General features: G+C 44.9%; 16 protein-coding genes and 1 tRNA gene. 11 read left to right on the forward strand and 6 right to left on the reverse strand.

The annotated features are described in order from the left end of the window. The first annotated feature begins 97 nt into the window (after positions 1 to 97). The 5 genes from AC1RJL_RS01440 to AC1RJL_RS01460 all read left to right on the forward strand — a co-directional run bounded on the left by AC1RJL_RS01440 (position 98) and on the right by AC1RJL_RS01460 (position 6,757). On the forward strand, positions 98 to 871 hold the full coding sequence (locus tag AC1RJL_RS01440; RefSeq protein ID WP_492910967.1) for a DUF6602 domain-containing protein: 774 nt from the start codon (positions 98 to 100) through the stop codon (positions 869 to 871). Then, positions 864 to 4,133: a P-loop NTPase gene (locus AC1RJL_RS01445; protein WP_492910968.1), complete on the forward strand. Its 3,270-nt coding sequence runs from the start codon at positions 864 to 866 to the stop codon at positions 4,131 to 4,133. Before AC1RJL_RS01440 ends, AC1RJL_RS01445 begins: the two co-directional genes overlap by 8 nt. Before the next feature lie 142 nt (positions 4,134 to 4,275). Then, positions 4,276 to 4,755 carry a hypothetical protein gene (locus AC1RJL_RS01450; protein WP_492910969.1) on the forward strand — a complete coding sequence of 160 codons (480 nt, stop codon included), beginning with the start codon at positions 4,276 to 4,278 and terminating at the stop codon, positions 4,753 to 4,755. Between the two features lie 208 nt (positions 4,756 to 4,963). Beyond that, complete coding sequence (locus AC1RJL_RS01455; RefSeq protein WP_492910970.1) at positions 4,964 to 5,641, forward strand: hypothetical protein; 678 nt, start codon at positions 4,964 to 4,966, stop codon at positions 5,639 to 5,641. 369 nt (positions 5,642 to 6,010) lie between these two features. After that, complete coding sequence (locus tag AC1RJL_RS01460; RefSeq protein ID WP_492910971.1) at positions 6,011 to 6,757, forward strand: hypothetical protein; 747 nt, start codon at positions 6,011 to 6,013, stop codon at positions 6,755 to 6,757. A 576-nt stretch (positions 6,758 to 7,333) separates the two neighbouring features. Here AC1RJL_RS01460 and AC1RJL_RS01465 read toward each other — a convergent pair. Next, positions 7,334 to 7,420, reverse strand: a tRNA-Leu gene (locus tag AC1RJL_RS01465). A gap of 161 nt (positions 7,421 to 7,581) precedes the next feature. Here AC1RJL_RS01465 and rnr point away from each other — a divergent pair. The 5 genes from rnr to AC1RJL_RS01490 all read left to right on the forward strand — a co-directional run bounded on the left by rnr (position 7,582) and on the right by AC1RJL_RS01490 (position 15,130). Then, positions 7,582 to 10,563 (forward strand): ribonuclease R, encoded by a 2,982-nt coding sequence (gene rnr / locus AC1RJL_RS01470; RefSeq protein WP_492910972.1) that lies wholly within the window; start codon positions 7,582 to 7,584, stop codon positions 10,561 to 10,563. Positions 10,564 to 10,715: 152 nt separating this feature from the next. Then, the gene (rlmB, locus tag AC1RJL_RS01475; protein ID WP_492910973.1) at positions 10,716 to 11,474 is read left to right on the forward strand and encodes a 23S rRNA (guanosine(2251)-2'-O)-methyltransferase RlmB; all 759 of its coding nucleotides are present in this window, start codon (positions 10,716 to 10,718) and stop codon (positions 11,472 to 11,474) included. A 424-nt stretch (positions 11,475 to 11,898) separates the two neighbouring features. Next, positions 11,899 to 13,533 (forward strand): chitinase, encoded by a 1,635-nt coding sequence (locus AC1RJL_RS01480; protein WP_492910974.1) that lies wholly within the window; start codon positions 11,899 to 11,901, stop codon positions 13,531 to 13,533. A 182-nt stretch (positions 13,534 to 13,715) separates the two neighbouring features. Then, a complete protein-coding gene (locus tag AC1RJL_RS01485; RefSeq protein WP_492910975.1) occupies positions 13,716 to 13,895 on the forward strand; it encodes a DUF3012 domain-containing protein in 180 nt (59 codons plus the stop codon). Positions 13,896 to 13,987: 92 nt separating this feature from the next. Further along, on the forward strand, positions 13,988 to 15,130 hold the full coding sequence (locus AC1RJL_RS01490; RefSeq protein WP_492910976.1) for a helix-turn-helix domain-containing protein: 1,143 nt from the start codon (positions 13,988 to 13,990) through the stop codon (positions 15,128 to 15,130). 92 nt (positions 15,131 to 15,222) lie between these two features. Here AC1RJL_RS01490 and AC1RJL_RS01495 read toward each other — a convergent pair whose 3' ends face one another. From AC1RJL_RS01495 to AC1RJL_RS01505, 3 genes are read right to left on the reverse strand one after another with little or no spacing between them, the layout of a single operon-like run. Further along, the gene (locus AC1RJL_RS01495) at positions 15,223 to 15,759 is read right to left on the reverse strand and encodes an META domain-containing protein (RefSeq protein WP_492910977.1); all 537 of its coding nucleotides are present in this window, start codon (positions 15,757 to 15,759) and stop codon (positions 15,223 to 15,225) included. Positions 15,760 to 15,805: 46 nt separating this feature from the next. Then, positions 15,806 to 16,291, reverse strand: a complete 486-nt coding sequence (locus AC1RJL_RS01500) for an arsinothricin resistance N-acetyltransferase ArsN1 family B (RefSeq protein WP_492910978.1) — start codon at positions 16,289 to 16,291, stop codon at positions 15,806 to 15,808. 14 nt (positions 16,292 to 16,305) lie between these two features. After that, on the reverse strand, positions 16,306 to 21,300 hold the full coding sequence (locus tag AC1RJL_RS01505) for a tetratricopeptide repeat protein (RefSeq protein WP_492910979.1): 4,995 nt from the start codon (positions 21,298 to 21,300) through the stop codon (positions 16,306 to 16,308). 236 nt (positions 21,301 to 21,536) lie between these two features. On the opposite strand from AC1RJL_RS01505, the gene azu reads away from it, so the two are divergent. After that, on the forward strand, positions 21,537 to 21,989 hold the full coding sequence (gene azu / locus AC1RJL_RS01510; RefSeq protein ID WP_492910980.1) for an azurin: 453 nt from the start codon (positions 21,537 to 21,539) through the stop codon (positions 21,987 to 21,989). Between the two features lie 138 nt (positions 21,990 to 22,127). On the opposite strand, the gene AC1RJL_RS01515 is transcribed toward azu, so the two are convergent. Then, the gene (locus AC1RJL_RS01515) at positions 22,128 to 22,286 is read right to left on the reverse strand and encodes a hypothetical protein (RefSeq protein WP_492910981.1); all 159 of its coding nucleotides are present in this window, start codon (positions 22,284 to 22,286) and stop codon (positions 22,128 to 22,130) included. Between the two features lie 446 nt (positions 22,287 to 22,732). Then, positions 22,733 to 23,383 (reverse strand): PEP-CTERM sorting domain-containing protein, encoded by a 651-nt coding sequence (locus AC1RJL_RS01520; protein WP_492910982.1) that lies wholly within the window; start codon positions 23,381 to 23,383, stop codon positions 22,733 to 22,735. Positions 23,384 to 23,513 lie beyond the last annotated feature (130 nt).

Consider the following 23,513-nt stretch of genomic DNA (forward strand, 5'->3'; position numbering starts at 1 on the left):
ACGAATGAAGACTTAAGGCTCGATCTTAATGGGAGGCACTACATTATTGGGAACCGCCAGGATTAGTGAATTTTAACAATAAGCAATGGAACTATTTATGATTTATCCCAATGAAACATCATATTTAATAAGCTGGGCGAGAGAGCTAACGTCAAAGGCGAATAGAGTAAGGGATCTTATAGGAGATAAACATTGGCCTAGTGATGGCCGGCATAAAGAGATAATAATTCGAGACTTTTTATCACGTTATTTGCCCACGCAAGCTGTTATCGGCACCGGTTTTATAAGAGGTGCGGAATTATCTACAGAAATAGATATATTAATTAGTGATTGGGGGCGGCATCCGCCCTTATTTAATGAGGGCGGTCTGCATATTGTTGGATGTGAAAGTGCACTAGCTGTTATAGAGGTTAAATCGACATTTTCAAGTCAAACCATTGTTGCCGCGATAGATTCAATAACTAAAATAAAATCTGTAATCAGAAATGGAGGATCGATGTGGAGTGGATGTATTTTTGCTAGCTGTACATTAAGCTTTGACCAATTCCAAAAACATTGTGAATCATCCATAAGATCGGTTGTGGAGCAGTCCGAGCAAGCCGCATCTTCTCTTCCAAAGTGCATAATTTGCTTTACTAATTATATTTGCTTTATCACTGTTGATGTCAGAGCGAAGTGCGTAGAACTTCGTTGTTTCAACTTAGGTGAGCTAAGCCTTGCTGCCGGATTAAACGATCTATTTGACTCACTAAGGTTGAGTTATGGGTATTCGAATCCAAGTGAATTAACTAGAATCTTAGAGGCGGACATGCAATGTATAATCGACTCAAAAATAACCAAGCTCACCATAGGGGTGGCAACAAATGATTAGTATCGAAGAAGCTATTGATAAATTAATTGATAGGCCAGGTATTGTTTTTGGTAATACGGCTATCCTGAATAAAAATTCATTGAGCCTGCTAATTAATCATTGTTGCACTGAATTGAAAATTTCTGATGTGGATGATATTGAGTCATTTTCTATTCGGCTGGATTCCTTGCGAAGACAAGACCAACCAACAGCGCGTTCAGTTGAGGTGCGATTCATAGATGAACTGAAAAGGCTTGAATCTAACCCCGATTTACACGCGTTGACTAAAGTTGACTGGAAATTGGGAATATCACTTACATACGATATGTTGTTGGAGTCAGCAATAAAAGATTTATATGACTCAAGGCCTACATCAAGAACTGTGACAATAGTGGATCATCCAAGCATTAATTTATATGGAAAGACCCTGCCGATCTATAAGTTGTTAGGGAATTATCAAGATGAGCGAGCAGGTTATCGCTTAGCAATTTCCGCCTCTGATTTGATGTCTAGAAAACATAACTGGATGAGAATATTAAAAAGCTGTACTGATCATTTGAGAGGATCCCCTCTTTTATTTCTAGGTACAGAAACTGATACACACCTAGTGAGGGAATTGCTAAGTATTTTTCAAAATATGGGTACTACACATCCAGACTCATTGATGTTTTTAAAAGATGACCCAATACTTGAAGATCCCATTATTGCTAATCAGTTATCTAATTTTTTAAATGTGTATGTTATTGATGGCGATATAAGAGAATTTTGTAGGGAGCTATCAAGAATAAACCCAGGTCAGTATCGCTTAAGATTTTCGGATGAAAAATCTAGTATAAATTCTTTGGAAAAATATAAAAATATTCTCTCTCCAGTGCCAAACACTGCGATCAGTGATGCAGACTTTCAACTAAATAAGCGAGCCATTGTAGATTTGCTGTTTCAGCCAAATGCTATTCAGTGGGCACCATTCCAGTGCAATATTGATTTTCCTCGAAAAATATCCTCTGAAATCGAGATTGATGTTTTAGCCAATTTGAACTCACGAGATAGGCAAATATCTGGCAAGCATACATTCATCCTGCACGGTGATTCGGGAGTAGGAAAGACAATTGTGATGAAAAGGCTCTCTACTGATCTATCTAAGATGGGAGTACAAACCTTTTGGTTAAAGAGATATGGAAATTCAACCAACTATAAGACCGTTAGAGCTATTTCCGATGAGTTAAATCACGTTCACCTTGATAACCAAGATTCAAATTTTGCCATTTTTGTTGATGATCCATGGTCTCTTCATATTGATCCTAACGAATTTGTAAATTGCTTTGATAATTGCAAAGCAAACTTATTTTTATTTTTTTCATACAGAAATACTGATTTTTTTAACCCAACTAACAATTTTGGTACTCTTCCATCATTTATTGGTAAAAAATTTGAAATTCCTAACCGCCTGATTGCGGATGAGTTAAATGGTTTATTTGAAATGCTTGTAAAGATTGAAGCATTTGGAAGTCTAGAGGAAGCAAGAAAAATACATGAAAATGTACTCAAACAATCAGCTGATGATATCTTGTGTAGTTTATGGTACCTATTACCTTCTACCCAAAATGCGCTATCTGAATCAATCAGAGACGAATATCACAGGCTTGGGTCTGCTCAGGAATTTGTTTCATCTATTGCGCAATCTGTTCTGGAATACTCAGCAGAAGCAAAGTTAGCATATGAATATGTGGCTGTGGCTAGCAAGTTCCAAGTCGGCTTACCAATTGAAATTCTTGTTCGAGCAATTGGTACATCTTATGAAAATTTTATAAGAATGTCAGAGCCAGATAGGCCATTATGGGGATTGTTATACAATGTGTCAGATGAAGATGCAGAAACAGTACTATTCAAAACTCGGAACGAAGTTGTTACAAAAGTTTTGCTAAAGTTGGTAAATGGTGGCGTGGGTTTGGCGGGTGAATTTAAAATTCTACGGCGACTTATCGATGCTTGCGCCAACGGGTCAGAAATTTACCGAAATTTTATAATCGAGATTCTCGTAAGAAAGCGCCGCGATGTAGAAAAACATTATTCCTATCAACAAGGTGTGGAACTATTTACTGCTGCGATTAGAGCTGTGGGTAGTGATGACCGGTTGTTGGAGCATCATTTTGGAATTTGGCATAAGAGCAAGGGACATTTTGAGGAGAGTTACATTCAACTTCAAAAGGCGCTCCTTAAATCTCATCATCCATCAGCTGATTCTGATCGGGAATCACCAGAAGATCATATTCATACTACCATGGCTGCAGCGGTGGTTGGGCTTGTTAAAGAGAATAAGCAGGATGTGTCAACCGGATTCGATTTAGTAATGGATCACCTCAATCAAGCCGCTAGTTCAAACTATCTCGACCCGCACGCGGGGCATGTTAGAGCCAATATTTTGTATGAAATGGCTGTTTTTAATAAAAAGGAAAATGGGAATGCCGACATATCAATGGCATCATATACAATGGCTATGCATGAAATTGAAAAGCATTTGCAGTCTTTAGGGCCAATCTTTAGAAAAAATGCTAAGTGTGAAAAAAGTATAATTTTGTTGAATGCACTTCAGCAAAAGTTAGTTGATATTCATATTGATGAAGTTGATTTGAAAGGCCAGGCAATTAAAATGTTCAATTCTAATCGCTCACAAATAGGAATTGAATTTTTTCTAAGAAGCATTTTGCTTCACGCCCAAAAAACTAATAAAGGGACAGATTATAATCAAGTGAAAATGGAAATTTCAGAATTTGAAGATCTTATCGAGGCTAAAGGCGAACAGCCGTCTGTACAAATTAGTCTCGTATATATTGATCTAATGGTTCGATGGAGATTACAAAGTTTGAATGGATCACTTGATTGGGGTCATCTCAAGCAACGCATTTCCAAATGTATTTCTGATGATAGATTTAGAGATGATCCTTTGTTGAGCTTTTATATGGCAGTGGCTCAATATCACTTGGGCTATTTTGACAGTGCAAATGCACTTTTTTCGCACCTCAGACGATTGCCTCTAGGTGGGTTAAAGCCGCATGAAGTGAGATGTTTTTATATGGGAAATGAGGGGAATGCTAAGAGGTTTCAATGTACGATTAACAAATCATACGGAACGTCTTATGTTTCGATACCTGAGTTAAAACAAGATATTAGGTTAAATAAAACAGAAGATGTAGCAGCCAATCATGTTTACGTCGGTTTTTCTCTCTACGGCCCTATTGTACAATTTTCTCGTGTTGACTCTGCACGTATCTTGCTAGGATAAAACATTAAATATCTAAAGGCTTGTGGGCAGGAAACATTTCACTAATATCCACCTTGGTCGATAAAGGGAATGGTTGTTTTGAGCAAAAGCACTCTAAAAGCCTTTACTGAAACTCTTGCCGAATTGGCGTCGAGAAAATCGTATGATTAATAAATGCTTTATGGGCAATGCAAATACCCCAAAAACTCAACCCAGAGCTAAAGAATTAACTTTAGCTCCTTCAGGAAAAGGGTTCGAGTCTCGTGCCTTTTCTTCTCTATACGCTAATGCAAGCGATTTTGGAATTAAAGCAATATTTAAATGTGCATCTGCAAGAATGGATGGTTATCTCATTCTGGAAAATGAAGAGATTGTGTTGCTTGAAATTAAAGAAACATTAAATTGGACTTCAATTAAGGCTGCTACATTTCAATTTTTAGCAGGCAGAAAATTATTAGATTTGACTTCAGCTAAAAGGGGAATAATAGTATTTGAAAAATCGAGTGCTGAGTGGGATGCTGATTTTAAAACTCAAAATGGTACTTGGGGACAGCTGGCGCTGCATGCAAACGAAGTATCAGAACATATAACAATTGGGGCGATGCAAGTTAACAACGATGGCTCGTTGTCTTTCCCAAGCTAGGTGGCATTTTCTGACAAGCCTCTGTGGTAAAGATAGTGGTTTGATCGGATTAATGTCCGCTATTGGCCGAAATGTGTAGGATCTGATGCGCAGCATCCTAATTTAACTAGGATTGCTTGTGACCTTTCCCACAAACCCACAACTTACAAACTACCGTTGTACGCGGCGTTAGCTATATATCATTAAATAGGAATTATGGAGCTTCAGGTTGGATAAAAAACACGAGCAATCAATAATTGATGGTTTTTTTGATCATTTCAAAGAAGTTGCAGAAGTAAGAGGAGAAAGACTAACAAGATGTTCCTCTGATGGACAGGATAGTCTTTTGGGTGGTGATTATATCTTCACAAACAATACAAAGTTTGTTTTGACTGAATTTAAGTATGAAGAAGAAGACATAAAGTCCGAAAGTAAAAAGAAGAGAAGGCTTAACCTATGTATGAACCTTGATGAGGATAATCGTAGATTACAACAAAGCCTTAAATGCCATTATATTGGTTGGTCTTCTACTCGCCATCATGAGCGAACGGTTGAGTTTAATAAATACTATTATGAGGTATGTAACACCTCAGTGTTTACTCAATCTACAGCGCTTCGACAAAAAGTACCAAATTACACAGAACGCAAAAAAGCTGACAGGTTGATTAACGACTTTCTTAGTGGAAATGTTGGTGTCACTTACAAGGTATTTGAAGCCTATACTGCATGGTTGTTGAGTTTAGAGGATGGGGGCGTTGATAGTATTGAACTTATTTCTCGGGATCCAAATAGCAAAACGATGAAGATGATTGATTTTAATTCCGTTTACGACTTAAAAGTATGGCTTGATTATAATAAGCCTAAGCAAACAAAGAAATATAAGCCGGGAACTTCCTTTCATCCATAATAGCTAGCAAGTCGAAGTAGTTGACAAAATACATGTCACGGATTTTGCTACGCTAAATGTAGTGCCAAGTATTTTTCAACTGTTCTCAGCGCCATGCATCCGATTGACCCACCAATCGCATACACCCGTATAGTTAGATTTTAAGACTTAGGATTTTATATTTTGCGCAATGTCTGCAAATGGCCGATTTCCGACTTGAAAAGTATAATGGCTCATTTATGCCCAAACCAGGCACTGGGAGTACATGTCTCCAGAAAATATTCTTGTAACTTATAGAAATCAATAAAAACTCTGATTTACTCAAAAAATTCTGGGAAAATAAAACCAATATATAGTTGGCACTATTTAATAATCTGTTAAGGAAATCGCATGATAGAAGTAGTGAAGATTTTTTTTGATCGAGTTGTCTATCCGTATCGTGGATATATTGCAAAGAAAGCATCCCGATATTTCCTTGAGTATCATATTGTTGAAATCTTGAAAGAAGCTAATAGTTGGTTTGTCATAAGTAAATATCAAACGCCACTAGATTTGTTGGATTGCTCAGCGTTTAGAGGAATTATCAATGAATATGTCAGATCTAACAAATACTCACCGACACCAAGAGATATAGCTGTTGCGATATGCATTTCTGTTAATTCAAGTGGAAAAGATGATGAAGATTTTCACAAATCAATTATTAATCTGTCATATCATATTATTTCTTCTATACAAGAAAGAATTTTATTTGATCCAGTTTTAAAGTTGGCATACGAAAGTCTAGGAAAAAATATTGCGAAGATCGAAACTCATCAAAACAGGGAGGTAATAGTAGATGTCTTTTCAAGTAAAAAATCTTTATATGTTCACTATTTTAATACTTTTGAAGATTCTCGATATAGCTATCCTATAAAAATATGGCACCAAGCGGAAGACAAAACATGGATAGAATGGGAAGAAAAGGATTCAATTATAGTGAATGTTAATCCCGTAAGAATTAGGGAGGGATTTTTTCTCCCTGGCTTTGATTACCATGAAATTCATTCAAATGACTCTCTTGGTGTGGCGGTGAGTGTCGACGGTTATGAATACTTCAATCGTGATAGAGAAGAAGGTGAGGCTGTATGGGTCAGGTAATGCCTACATAAGGGGAGTGGAGCAATTTTAAATGATTAAATTGTTTGAGATTAAATCCCTTCGCCCTTTTATTCCAACATTTCTTCATTTCAGCTGCAATGGGTGGCTTTGAATGTCCGCTTTTGGCGAAAGTGATAGTGGAGTCGAGATATTAAATTATTTATTGCCTTGGCTGAGCTATCGTAGTGACCATTACTAAGTTCAGGGCATGAAAGTACAGGTCTGTGATGTCGCTTTTGTTGTTTTAGTTGTGAAGTGCATTTTCTATAAGGGTGAGTGATGGGGCGAAAACGAATTTCTGTTACTTATCTACTGATAAAAATGATGAATTTGCATTTTTTGAGAAAAATTGAAAACCAAAATACCGTGAATTAGTCAATTGAATTGGATATTTTGAGGGAGGTAGTACGAGGGTTTGACGGATTTTATTTTATGAAAACCATAAAATTCAATAACGTAGCTGACCTAACCAACAATTTGAAGCATAAAATGTCAGCTTCAAATTGTTAGCATAAAGTGTCATTTTCGGACATTTTATGGGTAGTCCGTCAACTTGCGTAACGGGGCTTTGTTATTTGGTGCCCAGGAAAGGACTTGAACCTTCACGGCCGTAAGGCCACCAACACCTGAAGCTGGCGTGTCTACCAATTTCACCACCTGGGCATGCTCAGCAAGCTGAGGCCGCGCACTATAAATAGCGGCTATAGGGCTGTCAACAGGGTTTTCGGTTTTATTTGTAGGTTTGTCATGATTGCTGCCCTATAATCCTTTCATGACCGCCAGGAACCTTCAAAAACCGCCAATATTGACCACAGGATGCCCAATTGACTAAACGTAAAGCCCCGTCCCGCGATGCTTTCGCCGCGCGCGAAGCCGAAAAATACGAAAACCCCATTCCCAGCCGCGAGTATATCCTCGACCTTCTCGATAGCGCCGATCAACCAGTTACCCATGAGCAAATGTGTGTGATGTTGAAGCTCACGGGTGAAGACCAGATTGAAGCACTGCGCCGCCGGTTGATTGCCATGGCGCGCGATGGCCAGTTGATCAGTAACCGCCGTGACGCCTATGTTCGCCTCGATAAGATCGATGTGGTGCGCGGCCGTGTGCAGGGGCATCGCGATGGCTACGGATTTGTGATTCGCGCCGACGGTGGTGAGGACATCTATCTGCACAATCGCCAGATGCGCAAAGTATTTGATGGTGATGAAGTGATTGTGCGGCTCTCGGGGGAGCAGTATCGCGGTAAAGAGGAGGGGGCGATTGTCGATGTACTGATCCGCAATACCACGCAATTGGCCGGGCGTTTTTTTAATGAAGAAGGCGTGCAGTTTGTGCGACCGGAAAACCCGCGCATCACCCATGACATTATGATTCCCTTTGGCGCCTATGGCGGCGCGAAACACGGGCAAATCGTGGTTGCAGAAATCACCCAGCAGCCGGATAAAAACCGTTTGCCGACCGGCCGCGTTATCCAGGTGTTGGGTGACCATATGGCGCCGGGTATGGAGATCGAACTGGCGATCCAGGCGCACGGTATTCCGAGTGAATGGCCGAGCAATGCGCTTGCTGAGGCGGCATTGTTATCCCATGAGGTGCTGGAAAAAGATAAATTACATCGCGTTGATGTTCGTCATTTACCGTTTGTTACTATTGATGGTGAAGATGCGCGTGATTTTGATGACGCGGTGTTGTGTGAGCGTCGCAAAGGTGGCTGGCGTTTGTACGTGGCGATTGCCGATGTATCGCATTATGTGCCGGTGGAAAGTGCGCTGGATATTGAAGCGCGCGCGCGCGGAAACTCGGTATATTTCCCCGATTATGTTGTGCCCATGTTGCCCGAGGCAATTTCAAACGGCTTGTGCTCGTTGAATCCCCATGTTGATCGTTTGTGCATGGTGTGTGAAATGAATATTAGCGATTCCGGCCGCATTACCGGTTATCAATTTTACGAAGGTGTAATGCATTCGCACGCGCGCCTGACATACACCAAAGTCGGTGAAATCCTGACGGGTGATAGCGATCTTGGCAAATCGCTGCGGGAAGAATATAAATCAGTTTTGCCGCAATTGGATTTGTTGCACAAGCTTTATCAATGCTTGCGCGTTGCGCGCGATGAACGCGGTGCAATTGATTTTGAAACTGTTGAAACGCGTATCCAATTCAATGAAGAGCGCAAAATTGAACGCATTGTTCCGATTAAGCGCAATGATGCGCATAAACTGATTGAAGAGTGCATGCTCTGTGCGAACGTTTGCGCTGCCAAATTTATTGAAAAGCACAATTTGCTCGGACTGTTCCGCGTGCATGAAGGTCCAACGGAAACCAAGCTCGCGAATTTGCGCGCATATTTATCGGAGTTGGGTTTAGGCTTGGCGGGCGGCGATAAGCCAACGCCGGGCGATTACCAACAATTGTTGCAAATGATCCAGGGGCGCAGCGATGGACATTTGATTCAGACGGTTATGTTGCGCAGTCTGCGCCAGGCGATGTATCAAGTAGAAAATCACGGTCACTTTGGGCTGGGTTATGAAGCTTATACACATTTTACTTCGCCGATTCGACGCTATCCTGATTTGCTGGTACATCGCGCAATTCGTTCAATCGTACGCAGCACTGAACCCAGCACGCATGTGCGTCGTATTGGAACTGCCAAAGCAATTCCGAAAAAATTTATTTATCCCTATACCGCGAGCGATATGGTGGTATTTGGTGAACAGTGTTCGCGTACCGAGCGCCGTGCTGATGAAGCAACGCGCGATGTAGTGAGTTGGTTGAAATGTGAATACCTGCGCGATCAAGTGGGCGCGGTTTACGATGGACATGTGAGTGCAGTAACCAGTTTTGGTTTGTTTGTCGAGCTCAATGAGTTGTATATCGAAGGTTTAATTCACATTACTTCACTGCCGCATGACTATTATCGCTTTGAACCTGCGCAACAGCGCTTGGTAGGTGAGCGTACGCGCAAAGTGTTTGGCTTGGGTGATGAATTGGTTGTGCGCGTAGTACGCGTGGATTTGGATAACCGCAAGATTGATTTTGAACTCGAATCTGCAAACGCAATTCGTCGCCCTACATCAGCAGTTAAACCCAAGGTTGCCAAGCGCGGTGCAAAACCGGTCGGCAAAAAAAACTTTGGTGAACAAACCGCTAGTGAAAAAGTGGTTGCAACAGCTGTGGCTAAACCTTCAGGTGGCGCAACAAGTAGCGGTAAAAAATTATTCCCATCAGGGAATGTGGTGAATAGCACAACGAGTGAAAAACCGGTAGCTAAAAAATCGGTTACCAAAACACCTTCCACTACAAAATCATCTACTAAAAAGGTATCCACTAAAAAAGTAGCTGCAGCTAAAACGAAAGCGAACGGGAAAAAATCGACAGCAGGAACAGTGATAGCAAAAACAGAAACCGCTAAAAAAGTTGTAGTGAAAAATATAGCAGATGCATCTTCTGCTCCGGCAGATAAGGCGTCATTAGCGAAGAAAACGCCTGTGGTTAAAGCATCTGCAAACAAAGTGACTGCACATAAAGAGCCTGTAAGGAAAAAATCAGTAAGTAAAATGCCTGCGAAAAAAGCGGCAGCGACGAAAGCGCCTTTACCCACAAAAGTAACGGCAGCCAAGGCTGCAAATGTTAAACCCAAAAGTGAGGTTGATCATGGCCGTAAAAATGCGAAAGCTGCAATCAATGCAACGTCAGCAACAGTTCAATCGCGTGCGCCGAAGGCTACAAAAGGAGCGGCTGTCGCTAAGTCTGCGGCGCCAGTTACTAAAAGACCGGTGGCTAAGGATAAGGCAAAGAAGTGATCGTTGGCTGCAGAGCGAAAATTTTGTGCTCGATGAAAATTTAAATCGTGAGATTTATGTGGTGAAAGACCGGATTTTGCGCGAGCGTGAGACGCGTATATCCGAGCGTTAAATAAAATGAGTGGGATCACTCGATCGTTAAGGTAAGTGTTTTGAAACGTGAACATATTTTTGGCTTGCATGCAGTGCAGGCATTATTAAAAAGCGCGCCGCAACGTGTAATTGAAATTTACATGGTGCAGGGACGCAATGACCAGCGCTTGCAAAAAATTGTCAACGCGGCGCAGGGCAACGGCATTCACTGCCAAGTGGTGAGCCGCAATAAACTGGATGATCTGGTTGGCGATGAGAATCATCAAGGCGTTATTGCAGTGTGCACGCCCGGCGAAACTTACGATGAAACCTGGTTGTTTAATTTGGTTGAAAACCTTAACGAGCCGGCATTTTTATTGATCCTCGATGGCGTTACCGATCCGCATAATCTTGGTGCTTGTATGCGTTCAGCGGAAGCGGCCGGTGTACATGCGGTAGTTGCACCTAAAGATAAATCGGCGGGTTTAACACCCGTCGCGCGCAAAGTTGCCTGTGGTGCCGCTGAAGTGCTGCCATTTATTCCGGTGACTAATCTGGCGCGCACTTTGAAGAATCTGCAAGAAAAAGGCATTTGGTTGTTTGGTGCGGCGGGCGAGGCAGAGCATTCGGTCTACGATTCCAACCTCACCGGCCCAATTGGTATTTTGATGGGTGCCGAAGGTGACGGCCTGCGTCGCCTGACGCAAGACACCTGCGACCATCTGATGAATATTCCCATGGCGGGCACGGTAAGCAGTTTAAATGTGTCGGTAGCAACGGGTATTTGTTTGTTTGAGGCGGTGCGCCAACGCCGTAAAAGCGGTGTCCCGAGATCATAAAATTCCGCCGTTATTACCCAATCTTCTATCTCCCATTCTTTTTTTGTTGTTATGTGAAATTTTCTTCTAATGAAAAGAAAATTTCACATAAGTGTTATCTTTTGGTCACAAACCTGATTGCCAGACTCTGAATCGGGTGATATATATGGCAACGTTGTCATTAATTATTTTAGTGTAAATAATAAGTCAGCAATAAATCAGGTTGGATGAATCTGATGAATAGTTACCAGAAGGAACTCGCAATGAGTTACCGGGACTGGTGTGTTTCCCAAAGTACGGCAATTTATTTGACTGATTAAATAAGTAAGTACTGCTCCACGGGACACCCGAAAAAATCTCAAAAGACGCCAAAAAATCCAAAGAAATTTTCCTATTTCTTTGCAGGATTCTTTTGCCTAAAAAATACAAAGAGAGTGAGGGGACTATGAAAAATATGATGAAAAAAAATTATGTGTTAGCACTTGCCGCGTTATGTGTGAGCGGCATATCAACCAGTGCGCTTGCCGTCGATTGTTCAAACTTACCCGCGTGGAATAGTAGCGCTGCTTATGGCAGTGGCACCCAAGTGAAAGAAGCGGGAAATGCCTATAAAGCCAATTGGTGGTCGCAGGGCCACAATCCGGTCAATAATTCTGGCCAATGGCAAGAGTGGTCATTAGTTGGCGCTTGTGATGGTGCTGTTGCTTCTTCATCGAGAAGCTCTACCCAACCTTCATCCAGTATCGCGCCCAGCTCTCGCTCATCCAGTTCGATTGCAACTGCTAGCTCAGTGGTTTCTGGCGGCAATTGTGCATCGCCACAATATGCGGCGGGCACCAATTACACTGCCGGACAGTTAGCACAAAGCGCGGGCAGTGAGTATCGCTGTGCTGTCGCCGGCTGGTGCGGTTCTACTGCAGCATGGGCATATGCACCGGGCAGTGGAGCGCATTGGCAAATGGCGTGGGAGTTGGTTCGCTCTTGTGGCGCCGTATCAAGTAGCACTTCAAACACCGCACCAAGCAGTGTTGCTATCACTTCCAGCTCATCAAGTCGCTCATCGATCCTGTCGAGCAGCAGTCGCTCGTCAAGCCCTACTGTCGGTGCCCGCGTTCCAGGCGATGCAGCTACCCTGCCAAAACATGCGTTGGTGGGTTACTGGCATAATTTTGATAATGGCAGCGGTGTAATCCGTTTGGCGGATGTCGATGCTTCCTGGGATGTAATTGTTATCGCTTTCGTTGATGATGCAGGCAATGGCAGCGTGGAATTCCGTCTTGATCCCGCACTGAACAAAGCGCAGTTCATTGCTGATGTTGCAGCCAAACGTGCACAGGGTAAAAACATCGTGCTGTCGTACGGCGGTGAAAAAGGCACTGTGACGCTAAATAATTCCACCAACCTGGCCAACTTCGTTAACAGCACTGCTGCGATTATCAACGAATACGGTTTTGATGGTGTGGACATCGATCTGGAAAGCGGTGCTGGTGTAATGCATGGTGCACCGGTGATCGGCAACATGGTTTCGGCGATCAAACAGCTGAATGCTATGTTTCCTGATCTCTATCTCTCTATGGCACCCGAGCATCCTTATGTTCAAGGTGGTTATGTGGCTTATACCGGCATCTGGGGCGCTTACTTGCCGATGATCGACCAACTGCGCAACGAGCTGGATTTGTTGCATGTGCAGTTGTACAACAACGGCGGCTTGGCGACACCTTATTCACCTCAGGCGTACCAAGCGGGCACTGTGGATATGATGGTGGCGTCTGTACGTATGTTGATCGAAGGTTTCCCCTTGGCGAATGGTACTGCCGGTCAATTCAAAGGTTTGCGTCCTGACCAGGTTGCGTTGGGGCTGCCATCCGGCCCACGCGCTGCCAGTTCAGGTCAGGCGACTACTGCGGATATCAACCGTGCGGTTGAATGTCTGGCAAAACGCACCAACTGCGCGAACAACACGCCGCTGGCTGCCTATGCCGATTTCCGCGGAGTGATGACCTGGTCGATCAACTGGGATGTGAAAGATGGCCGCATCTTTTCCGTACCGGTCGGTAACTATCTTAAAACTCTGCCATAACCGCCTAAAGTACGCAGGCCTTGCGCCTGTGTACCGCAAGTCTGAAAACGCCTGCGTTCGTCCCGCGGGCGTTTTTTATTGGTGATAGCCTCTGCTATCCTTGTCCCTGTGAATTCACCTGACGGATTCACTATGTCCGCATGGCAAGCGGCACGTCCATAACATTAATAATCGGATTTTTTATGCCTACTATTTTAAGAATGGTTAAGTTATTGCTGGTTGTCACCCTGGTTCACGTAGTATCCGCATGCGCCCCGAAAGTGGGCAGCCCGGAGTGGTGTAAATTGATCGACGAGAAACCCAAGGGCGATCTCACCTTGAATGAGGCCAAGGACTACGCCAAACACTGTGTGTTTAAATAAGCCGTCACCGGTTTGCATTTATAATTAGAATCCACAGCCGGTTAGACTACCCCTGCCACGAGGGTTAGCCGCGCTTACATGAGAAAGGCCTAATGAAAACCAACTTTCTAAATATCCACGATATGGTTTTGGTTCTCACAGCAGTGGAATGCTGTGTGCTGGCGGTATTGTTAAATTTATTACCCGCCAAACAGGTACAGCCACGCCGGATTTTGTCTGCATTTTTTCTGCTGATTGCACTCGTACTGACCACGACTTTGATTGTCTGGAACGGTGATTTAACAGATATACCCATTAATCACTCGCCGTTTGTGATCACGATTTTATCGGCCTGTTTGTTATTGCAGGGGCCGGTGCTCTATTTTTACATGCGTTCGCTCTCGCAATCGGTCGAACTGTTGCGCTGGCGAAATCTCGTTCACTTGTTGCCAAGCTGCATCGCTGTCGTCTTATTGGTGGTGTTTGATATCGATAGCCAGGAGTGGCAACCCGTTACAGTATTATCGGGCGCAGAAAATGCAGTCGTCGCATTTGTGTGGGCGCTGGTAAAACTCTCGCCGCTCGGTTACATCATCGCCTGCGTGATCGCCGAATATAAATTGCGCGATAATTTGAAACATCTGTACGCCGATATTTCTACTTCGGAATTAAAACTGGCCGATGTGGTGCTCGCCGGTTTTTGCCTGCATTGGCTGTGGTCACTGCTCGCCTATATTCTCGAAGGCATGGTGAGTGCATCGGTGAGTGATACGCTCGGCATTATCGACAATTACCTTACCGTGATCCTGGTTAACGGTTTGTTTGTATTCGGTTTGATCAACACGCGCCAACTGCTCAGTGTGCATGTGGTGCCGGTTGCCAAGCCGGTACAGCCAACCAAAATGGATCACAAGGTGGCGATTATTGAAAAAGCGATCCATGAAGATAAATTGTTCCTGGAGAGTAATATCAATCTCGAACGCTTTGCTGAACAGATTGGCCTGAAGCCGCGGGATATTTCCGCGATTTTGAAAATGCATTACCAATCGAATTTTTTCGAATTCATTAATCGCTATCGCGTGGAAGAAGCCAAGCGATTATTGGCATCGCCTGAATTAAAAGATGAAACGATCTTGGAAATTATTTACAAGTCAGGATTTAATAGTCCCTCAGCTTTCCACCGTTTTTTCAAGCGCATGGTTGGCGTAACGCCGACCGAATTCCGTCAGCAAGGTGATGCCAGTCAATCAAGTTAATCGTGCATAGTAATTTTAAAAAATAAAACCCGCTCGATCATAAAGCAAGCGGGTTTTTTATTGGTTGCTGTTATGGAGAAACAGGTTTGTGATCAGGGCAGGGCAACGGATTTGAAGCGAGCGATTACCTGACCGGAATTATCTTGCAGGTCGAGCTGATCACCTTGCAGGCTGTAGGTCGCTACTTTTGTCAGCGCTTCATTAAACGCCGCTGATTGCTCCATTCCATCCATGCACGCCATTTTGGTGCCGGCTAATTGGCCTAGTGTCAGTTTGTTTCCATCCAGCGTGTAGCTTCCCATCAGGCGGTTGCAGCCATCAGAACCCGACACGCGATTGTCTGCGTTAAGAACAATATGCGGTTCACGCTGGTTATCACTCACAGTGGTTTGCGCATTGTTTAATTCAATTAATTTCCAGTAAGAATTTACTAGCTCCACGGTGTGGGACTCTTCGGTTGTCGCTTGTGTATCCGTTGTCGTTTTCGCATCTTCTGCAAGCGCAGCGGCTGCTGATGCAGGTGTTACTGTAGAACTTTGCGTCGCACTGTTTGCATCTTCTTTTGGGCTGCAAGCGGTAGTGACTAACACCATTGTCGATAACAGGCTGAGAATTTTAATGTTCATCATTAGGACTCCTTTAGGGGATGGGATGGCCAGTGAAATATCGGCTTGGCTAAAGCACTTTTTGCCAATAACCTACGTCAATCCAGCGATCAAATTTACGTCCCACTTCAGTAAAGTGAGCAATTTGTGTAAAGCCAAAGCGTTCATGCAGTTTTGCGCTGGGCTCATTGGGAATTGCAAGGCATCCGAGCAATATGTGACAACCCTTTGCTTTAAGTTGTTCAATTAATTCGGCATAGAGTGCGCTGCCATAGCCTTTTTGTGTCGCATCATGCTTCAAATACACCGTGACTTCAGCGGTGTGTTTATAGGCGCTGCGCTCTTTCCATTTGCTGGCATAGGCGTAGCCAACAACCTCACCGGCGTCTTCGCATACTAACCAGGGGTAGAGTTTTGTGTAGATATCAATCCGCTCTTGCATTTGTGCGCTGGTGACCGGTATTTCTTCAAAAGTGATTACTGTGTGTTCAATGTAGTGATTGTAGATCGCACAGACAGCGGCAATATCGCTCGCGCTACAGGGACGAATAATCATGTTTACTCCCTTAATTAAAATCGATTAGCTATTTTCCACAGCCACAGCAATTTTTGCAGCGGTGTTTGCTGGATGGTATTGGCAATAAACCGGCGCGCGCGTTTTTTGGTTTGGCGGCAAGCAGCGGAATAGTTTAAATGTTGCCACTGTGTTTTGCATTCGCGCAATTGTGGCGCTATTTCAATGTGCGCTTCCGCAAACGAGCGGCCATCCAACGCGGCGAGGGTATTGACCACCGCGAGCGGATAACGGCTCATTCCTGCGAGATCTGCCGGATCGACATAATACAATTCAGCGAGCGGTGCCGGTTTATTTTCTAACAATTGATCCAGTGAATACCAGATAACAATGTCAGCGCGATAGTGATCCGGTACTCTTTGGAATGCATCAGCGGTGATATTGGCCGATTCATCCCAACGGCCGGTTTCGCGTAACGCCAAACTGTAAAAATACAACATCCAGCCTTTGGCATCGGTGCGTGGTTGGTTGTTTGGATAAATGTAGCCGCGGGCAAACCAGCGCACGGCTTCATCCCAGCGGCCCAGTGCCACTTTGTGATAACCAATCAAGCCCCAGTTTTCAACATCTGCAACAAATTCTATTTTGAATTTCTCGCAAATGTTCCAGGGTAGATCACGCTTGGTATTCACCAAACCTTGTAAATAACCTTCAAGGTAGCGATAGTCAAAATTATCGTTGATTGTGCGTTGCAGTAATTGCTGTTCAAACTTTGCCGGTTTTGTTTGTTCAAATTCGTAAAGTGCAAGACAGCGACCGGCTTCGCTGGCAATAGGCACTTCTGATGAACGCAATTGACGAATTAATGCTGCTGTCTTTTCAGCCTGCTTTGCGTCCTCTAAAATTTTCCAGCCGTTAAGTACAAACCACTCATTGGTCGCACTGTCTTGCAGTATTGCTTGATAAATTTGCAGGCTGTCATCCAATCGCTGTGCGGCAACGGCAATTTGTAATTCGCGATAGCGCGTATACACATCCTGATTATGTTTGTGCAACAGTATTAACGCTTGTTCCGCTTGCTCGTAATCACCCTGTTCAATTGCGTAATCGATAAAGGTCAGGCCGTTATATTGGCTGAGGGTATTTAATTCAAATGCGCGGCGCAGCAAATCGCCGATCCGTTGTTTATCACCGTCAATCGCTTGCAATTTTTCTGCGACATAACACAGCACCGATGCATCATTGGGGTAAAGCCGTTGGCAATGATCTATCGCACGCAGTGCATTGGTTTTGTCTTTAATCTCGACGTACCAGCGGGCCAATAATCGCCATGCGTCATAATGGTTTTCGTTGATCGCAGCAAGCTGTTCCATGCGTTTAATGGCTTCGGGCAAATTACCCTGTTGTGCAAGCACCCAGGCTTCTGCACCGAGGATGGCATTGGGGCGATTGCCGTTCCAATAGTTTTCGCTGGTGTATTGCAGTGCGTGGTCGAAATGATGCCGGTCTGCCTGACGGTGGACATAAGCTACGCAGACGTCGATATTGTGTGGCTGGCGCAATAAAAAATTGGCCAATACATCAAGCGCACGCAGATCATCTTTCAGTATTTCAGCGTGTACCAACGCAAGCGAGGCTGCATCGGGAAACTGTTTTCTAACGGTACTAATTTTTTCCAATACTTGGTCGTGCTTGTCCATCCCCGTTAACAATTCATTGAGTGTGGTCCAGGCCCAGTGATAGTGAGGGTCACGCGCAAGGCCTTTTTCCAGTGCGTCAATCGCTTCAAGTTTGCGCCCGCTGCGCAATAATAAATCGGCGAGAAAACCGTAGGGCGTCGGCGCCAGTGGATTGCGTGCAATCATATTGTTTTGCAAATCAATCGCTTCATCAAAGCGATGTTGGCGCTCAAGCAATTCGCATAAATTATTGGCCGCAGTGGTCCAGCCGGGTGAAAGTTCAAGCACATGTTTGTAACTGGATTCTGCATCGCTTAAACGATTTAACACACGTTGGGTTTCGGCGATCTCCAATGCAATACGCGGCAGCAATGGAAAACGTTGTGCTGCGGTGGTGAGCAATTCCAACGCCTGTTCATTTTGTCCCTGGTTACGATAGGCGAGGGCAAGTGCGACCCATGACTGCCATAAGTCCGGACGTGCGTCGACAGCATGTTGCAGAAAGCGCGAGATATCCGCCGCCGATAATAATTGCCAGGCAATTTTTTGGTATTCCAGAATGCCATCGCCGTAACTGACTTGCGCCATCAGTTGTTCGTAAATAAATTGCAGATCCTGTTGTTGCGCTTCATGGCTTAAGCCACATTGCATCAAGCGCTCATAGGCATAGGTGTAGTCACAACCAATCTCAAGTGCTTTGCGAAAGCTGGCGCGCGCAAGGCTGCGCTGCCGGGTTGAGAGATAAATATCGCCGAGTTGTGCGTGGTTTCCGCTGTTATTGTTTTCGATGGCAACGGCTTCCAATGCAGCGGCGAGTGCTTCATCGCTGCGTTCCAATTTAAGTAGTGCATTGGATAATCCGCGATAGCCCCAGGAGTCGGCCGGGTGATAACGGATAAAGTTTTGGAATGCGGCGGCAATCGCCTGGTGTTCAGTATCTTCCAGCCAATTGATGTGTAAGCGTAACAACATGGCATTGTCGGGAAATTGCATTAATCGTTGCGCAATAAAATGTTCGGCTTTTTCACGTTGACCGGCCTCTACATACAAACGCATCATGGCGTGATTGGCGTTGTAGTTGAGTGGTTCCAATTGCAATACTTGCTCGAGGCAGTTAATCGCCTGCTTGCTATCAAGGTTGTATTCAAAAAATTCCGCCGCCAATTCGTGATAGCGTACCGGATTCACAAATGGCCGCGCCGTTTCCAATAATTGTGATGCTTTATTTTCCTGCTGCAAATAAAGGAATTTACGCGCAGCAAACAACATTAGCCAAGCGTCGTCAGGGCGCAGTGCCATGGCTTGATCAAGGATAAGTAAGCCCTCATGGGCGCGATCCAATCCATCCAATGCGTTAAACAGCGAAATGGCCGGACCGGAGGATTTTTTACCGAAGCGTGCAAAGCGATCCCGTAAAAAACCTAATCCTACTTCTGTTTGTTTGTGGTAGCGCGCTGCTTTGAAAAAGCTTTCGGCATAGCGTTCATTTTTATCATCAAGGCAGGTGACAAAGCGGTACAGTTGGTATCCTTCAACAAAATTTCCTTTGTCCCAAAGTACACCGGCATAGGCATATAAAGAATCGGTATGCAGCGGGTTGTGGCCGAGCAGGTGGCGAAATAATTTTTCCACGCGCGGTTGCTCGCGCTGATCCCAACGCAAATTGTCGGCGAGGCGACTCTTGATTAAAAAGTGGATGTTGTCCCCGGTTGCAATTGTTTCCAGATAATCCCGTGTTTGTTTGGCAGAGCCAAAGGAAGACAGTGAGCTTGCTTTGCTCAATTGGAAATTAACATCTTGCGGAAACTGCGCCAGCAATTTTTCTGTTGCCGCCAAAATGCGCGGTTCGTCACTATCGTAAAACGCAAGGTGGCGTTCACAGCTCTGGGTAATGCGATGATCGGGATCAAGTGCGCGCGCTTGCGCAAGTGCAGTGAGTGCGTTATCGCGCTGGTTGTTATCCAGGGCGAGATTAAGTTGATATAACTGATCGTACAATTCGCGGCAGGGCAAGTTCATTGCGTTGATCTTTTCTGCCTGTGCTATAGGAGCGACTACCATGCAGCGTGGGCCGCTGGAGGCGTAATGTTTATGGCAACCGTCGATCAACATTTCTTGCAGACGGCGATAATATGGATCGCGCAATAAATAAGTGCCCATTGCTTCATCGTAGCCGACAATAATTTGCAAATGCGCACTGCCGGGTTCAACGGTGGCGAGTAGCACAGGAATATCAGCATCGATTAATTGTTTTAACGCGGCAAACGATAATTCGAATTCCTGTACAAACCAATTATTGTTTTGTGCCCATTTGCGTTCATCAACCGATTGGGTTCCGCCGTAGCAAATCGCTTCAACAACCTGCTCCTGAGTAACTGGCACACCCCAGTAAATTGATACAGCGGTTAAACTCGCCGGGCCGCAGGTCATGTGATGTTGCCGCACAAAAGGCACATTCAGTACTTTGCGCTTTGAGGTGTCGGACGCGCGCTTGATCGATTCAATTACTGATTTGTTATAAAAGTTTTTTTGCTCAAGGTATTCAAGTGCTTCTTCGTAGCGCTGTTCGGCGCAGAGCACATCTGCACGCATCGTGCGCAGCGTCTGTTGCACTTCTTTGCAGTTGATTGCGGGCAGTTTTTCCAATCGCGCAATGCAATCGTGGGCGAGTGCATATTGCTGGTCTTCAATGTAGAGATTGCATAATTGTCTGCCGACCCAAAACGATTGCGATTGTTGCCAGAAATCGGTGAGCAAATGAATTGCACCGGTCAGGTCATTTTGCAGTTGCAGGAGGTTCGCTTTGAATTGCAGCGCCGAGCGGTATTGGTTATCGCGCTCCAGTATTATATTGGTGAGCTCCATGGCCGTAACGTAATCATCTTGCGCGTATTTCAATTCGGCCTGCGCCAGCAAATGCCAATTTTCACCTTGCGCCCCTATCGCTTGCAGGCATTCTTCGGCGGCGGAAAAATCGCGGAAGCGGATGAGTATTTCAGCTTTTTCACCGCACAAATAGGCGAGGTCTTTTGCATTGGGATTCGCTTTCGCCTCGGCCGCGGGCAGCATACGCAACGCTACTAATGGCCCTTGGCGACGATGGGTGATGGCGACGGCATAGTGGGCGAGGTCGGGCAGTTGTGGGTGGCGGCGCCAGAGCCGAAAAATAGCGGCATCCGCTTTGCGCAGGTTGCCCAGTTGGCCGAGCATGCGTGCAGCCAATAATTGCAGGCGTGGCGTAGGCCATTGGTGTTCGCCAAACCAGCTGCAACCTTGTTCCCAGGCATCGCGAAAGCGATCTTTTAGATAGAGATCAAATAACTGGTCGTATTGAGTAGAGTAGACTTCGTCGTCGCTGGAGCGGATATCCATATAATGCTTACTCGCTATTCGTGGTCGAGGGGCGTTTATGTCGCCTGGATCGTTATAGGTAAAGCTAAGATAAACGACAAATCACATAAACAACAAGCAGCGTTTTCAGGCTCGGTAAAGATTCGTCTGCAATAATTAACCAATCTAATCATTAATAACGATGAATGGATTGGACGCTTTTAGGTAAAGTAGCGCTTTTTATTATATTTAACGACCGCAATGGTTACGGGGATTTAATGATGAAGAAATATGCTCTGGTGTTATCGGGATTATTGATGGCGGGCGCCCAGTTTGCGCAAGCGGATGAATGTACCTTTGACCTGAATAGTAATGACGCTATGCAGTTTGACCAAAAGGCGATTACCGTCAATAAAAGCTGTAAAGAGTTCACCCTCAACCTGCACCACACCGGCAAGCTGCCGAAAACCGTTATGGGCCATAACTGGGTGCTGAGTACTACTGCCGATTCCAAAGCAGTAGCAAGCGACGGTATGACGGCCGGTGCAGCTAATGAATACCTCAAGCCGGACGATGCCCGTGTAATCGCCTTCACCAACATTATCGGCGGCGGTGAAACTGCATCGGTAACCTTCCCGGTGAGCAAACTGAAAGCGGGCGAAGCCTACACCTTCTTCTGCTCATTCCCAGGTCACGTTGCCATCATGCAAGGTACTTTGAGTCTGCAATAAGTCCCGCCTTGCTCAATCATCGCCCGGGTAAAATAGTCGGGCGATGATTGAATCCAATTTATTTCAAACTGTGTCCAAGATAAAAACGGCTTACACACAAGAGGGGTTTGCATGCTGACGTTTATCTGCTGGTTATTGCTATGGGTTATCTGTTGGCCGCTGGCATTGCTCGTATTGGTTCTCTGGCCAATTGTTTGGTTGATTTCCCTTCCCTTCCGCCTTATCGGCATCGCCTTTGATGCGGTATTCGCTTTCTTGCGCGCCGTGTTGTTTTTGCCTGCGCGGATTCTTGGACATAGATCCTGATCTTGCCTGGTAGCCCTTATCGCATGCTCGATATGGGTTGCTTGGTTCTCCTTCCTTTCTGTAACCCCACCAATCAGAAAATTAAATTGCGCCATAATTGCGCCAATGGGTTTAATGGAATTACGCCATGGTTGAGTCAGATTCGACATCATCGGGTGCTACAACTTCAAATTTTATTGCGCCGCAATGGCAGCTACCTTGGTAGATCATTTTTTCTCTCTGTTGTCTCTCGCTTTTCCCGTTCCCACGCTTTGGCTGGTAGTGCATGTTTTTTAACGTTGGATATTGCTGCGGGATGATCATGTTGGGGTTTGTTCTTCAGCCTGTGCAGCTTGCCCCAACCTACGCCAGGAGCGCGTGAATCTACTCCAAAAACAAAAACGCCGCTACCAATCGCGTGGTAGCGGCAAAGCAGGGACGCTATTACTACTGGGGAATCAGGCTTTTTTAGTGTTGCGGCCTAACAATATTCCGGCTGCACCAAGCAGTAACAACGCGAGTGAGGATGACTCGGGTACTGAGGTGGGTTCGTTGAAGGTGAAGTTGTCGAGGACGAAAAACTCACCGCCATTGTATGGATCGATTGATACTCCGCCCCAGGCGCGCAGGCTGAGTGAGTTGATGCCGGCGAAATTGAAATCGAACCATTGCGCTTGGTGGGTGGTGACCACAACAATTTTGGTGAAGAGGGCGAGGTTATCTAAAAAGCCGGTGACTTCGATATTCAAACCATCGTGCCAGGCTGCTGTTAAATAGGCGCCGTTGAAATCAAACTTTTCGCCGCCGGTTGTGTTGATGGCGCTGGTGGTGGCGAGGAAATTAAATGCGGCGTAATTACCGGAAACCACACCGGTTTCAAAACCAGTACTGGGTATTGCATCTTTGTGGGCGTAGGCAACATTGGTCAGGAAGGAATCTCCCCAATTAAAACCGTTGTAGCCTTCGCTGATGGAACCTATGTCTGTCGCCAGTAAATCGTCAAATGTGATAACCGCCGCTTGCGTGCTGATTGCATTGCCGAGGCCGAGAGAGAATAACAATGCTAGTAAAAGAGACTTGGATAGTAAGAGTGATTTGGTCTTGTGCATGATTATGTCGTCCATTAGTTAATTTTTTGTTAATGCTTTTTTGTCTTGCATAGTAGTAATTTCAAAAAAACCACCCGCAAACAATCGCGGGTGGTTATTGGTAGTGCCGGGTAAATCGAAACTATTTTTT

The sequence above is a fragment of the Cellvibrio sp. GW822-FHT04B05 genome (assembly GCF_058800985.1).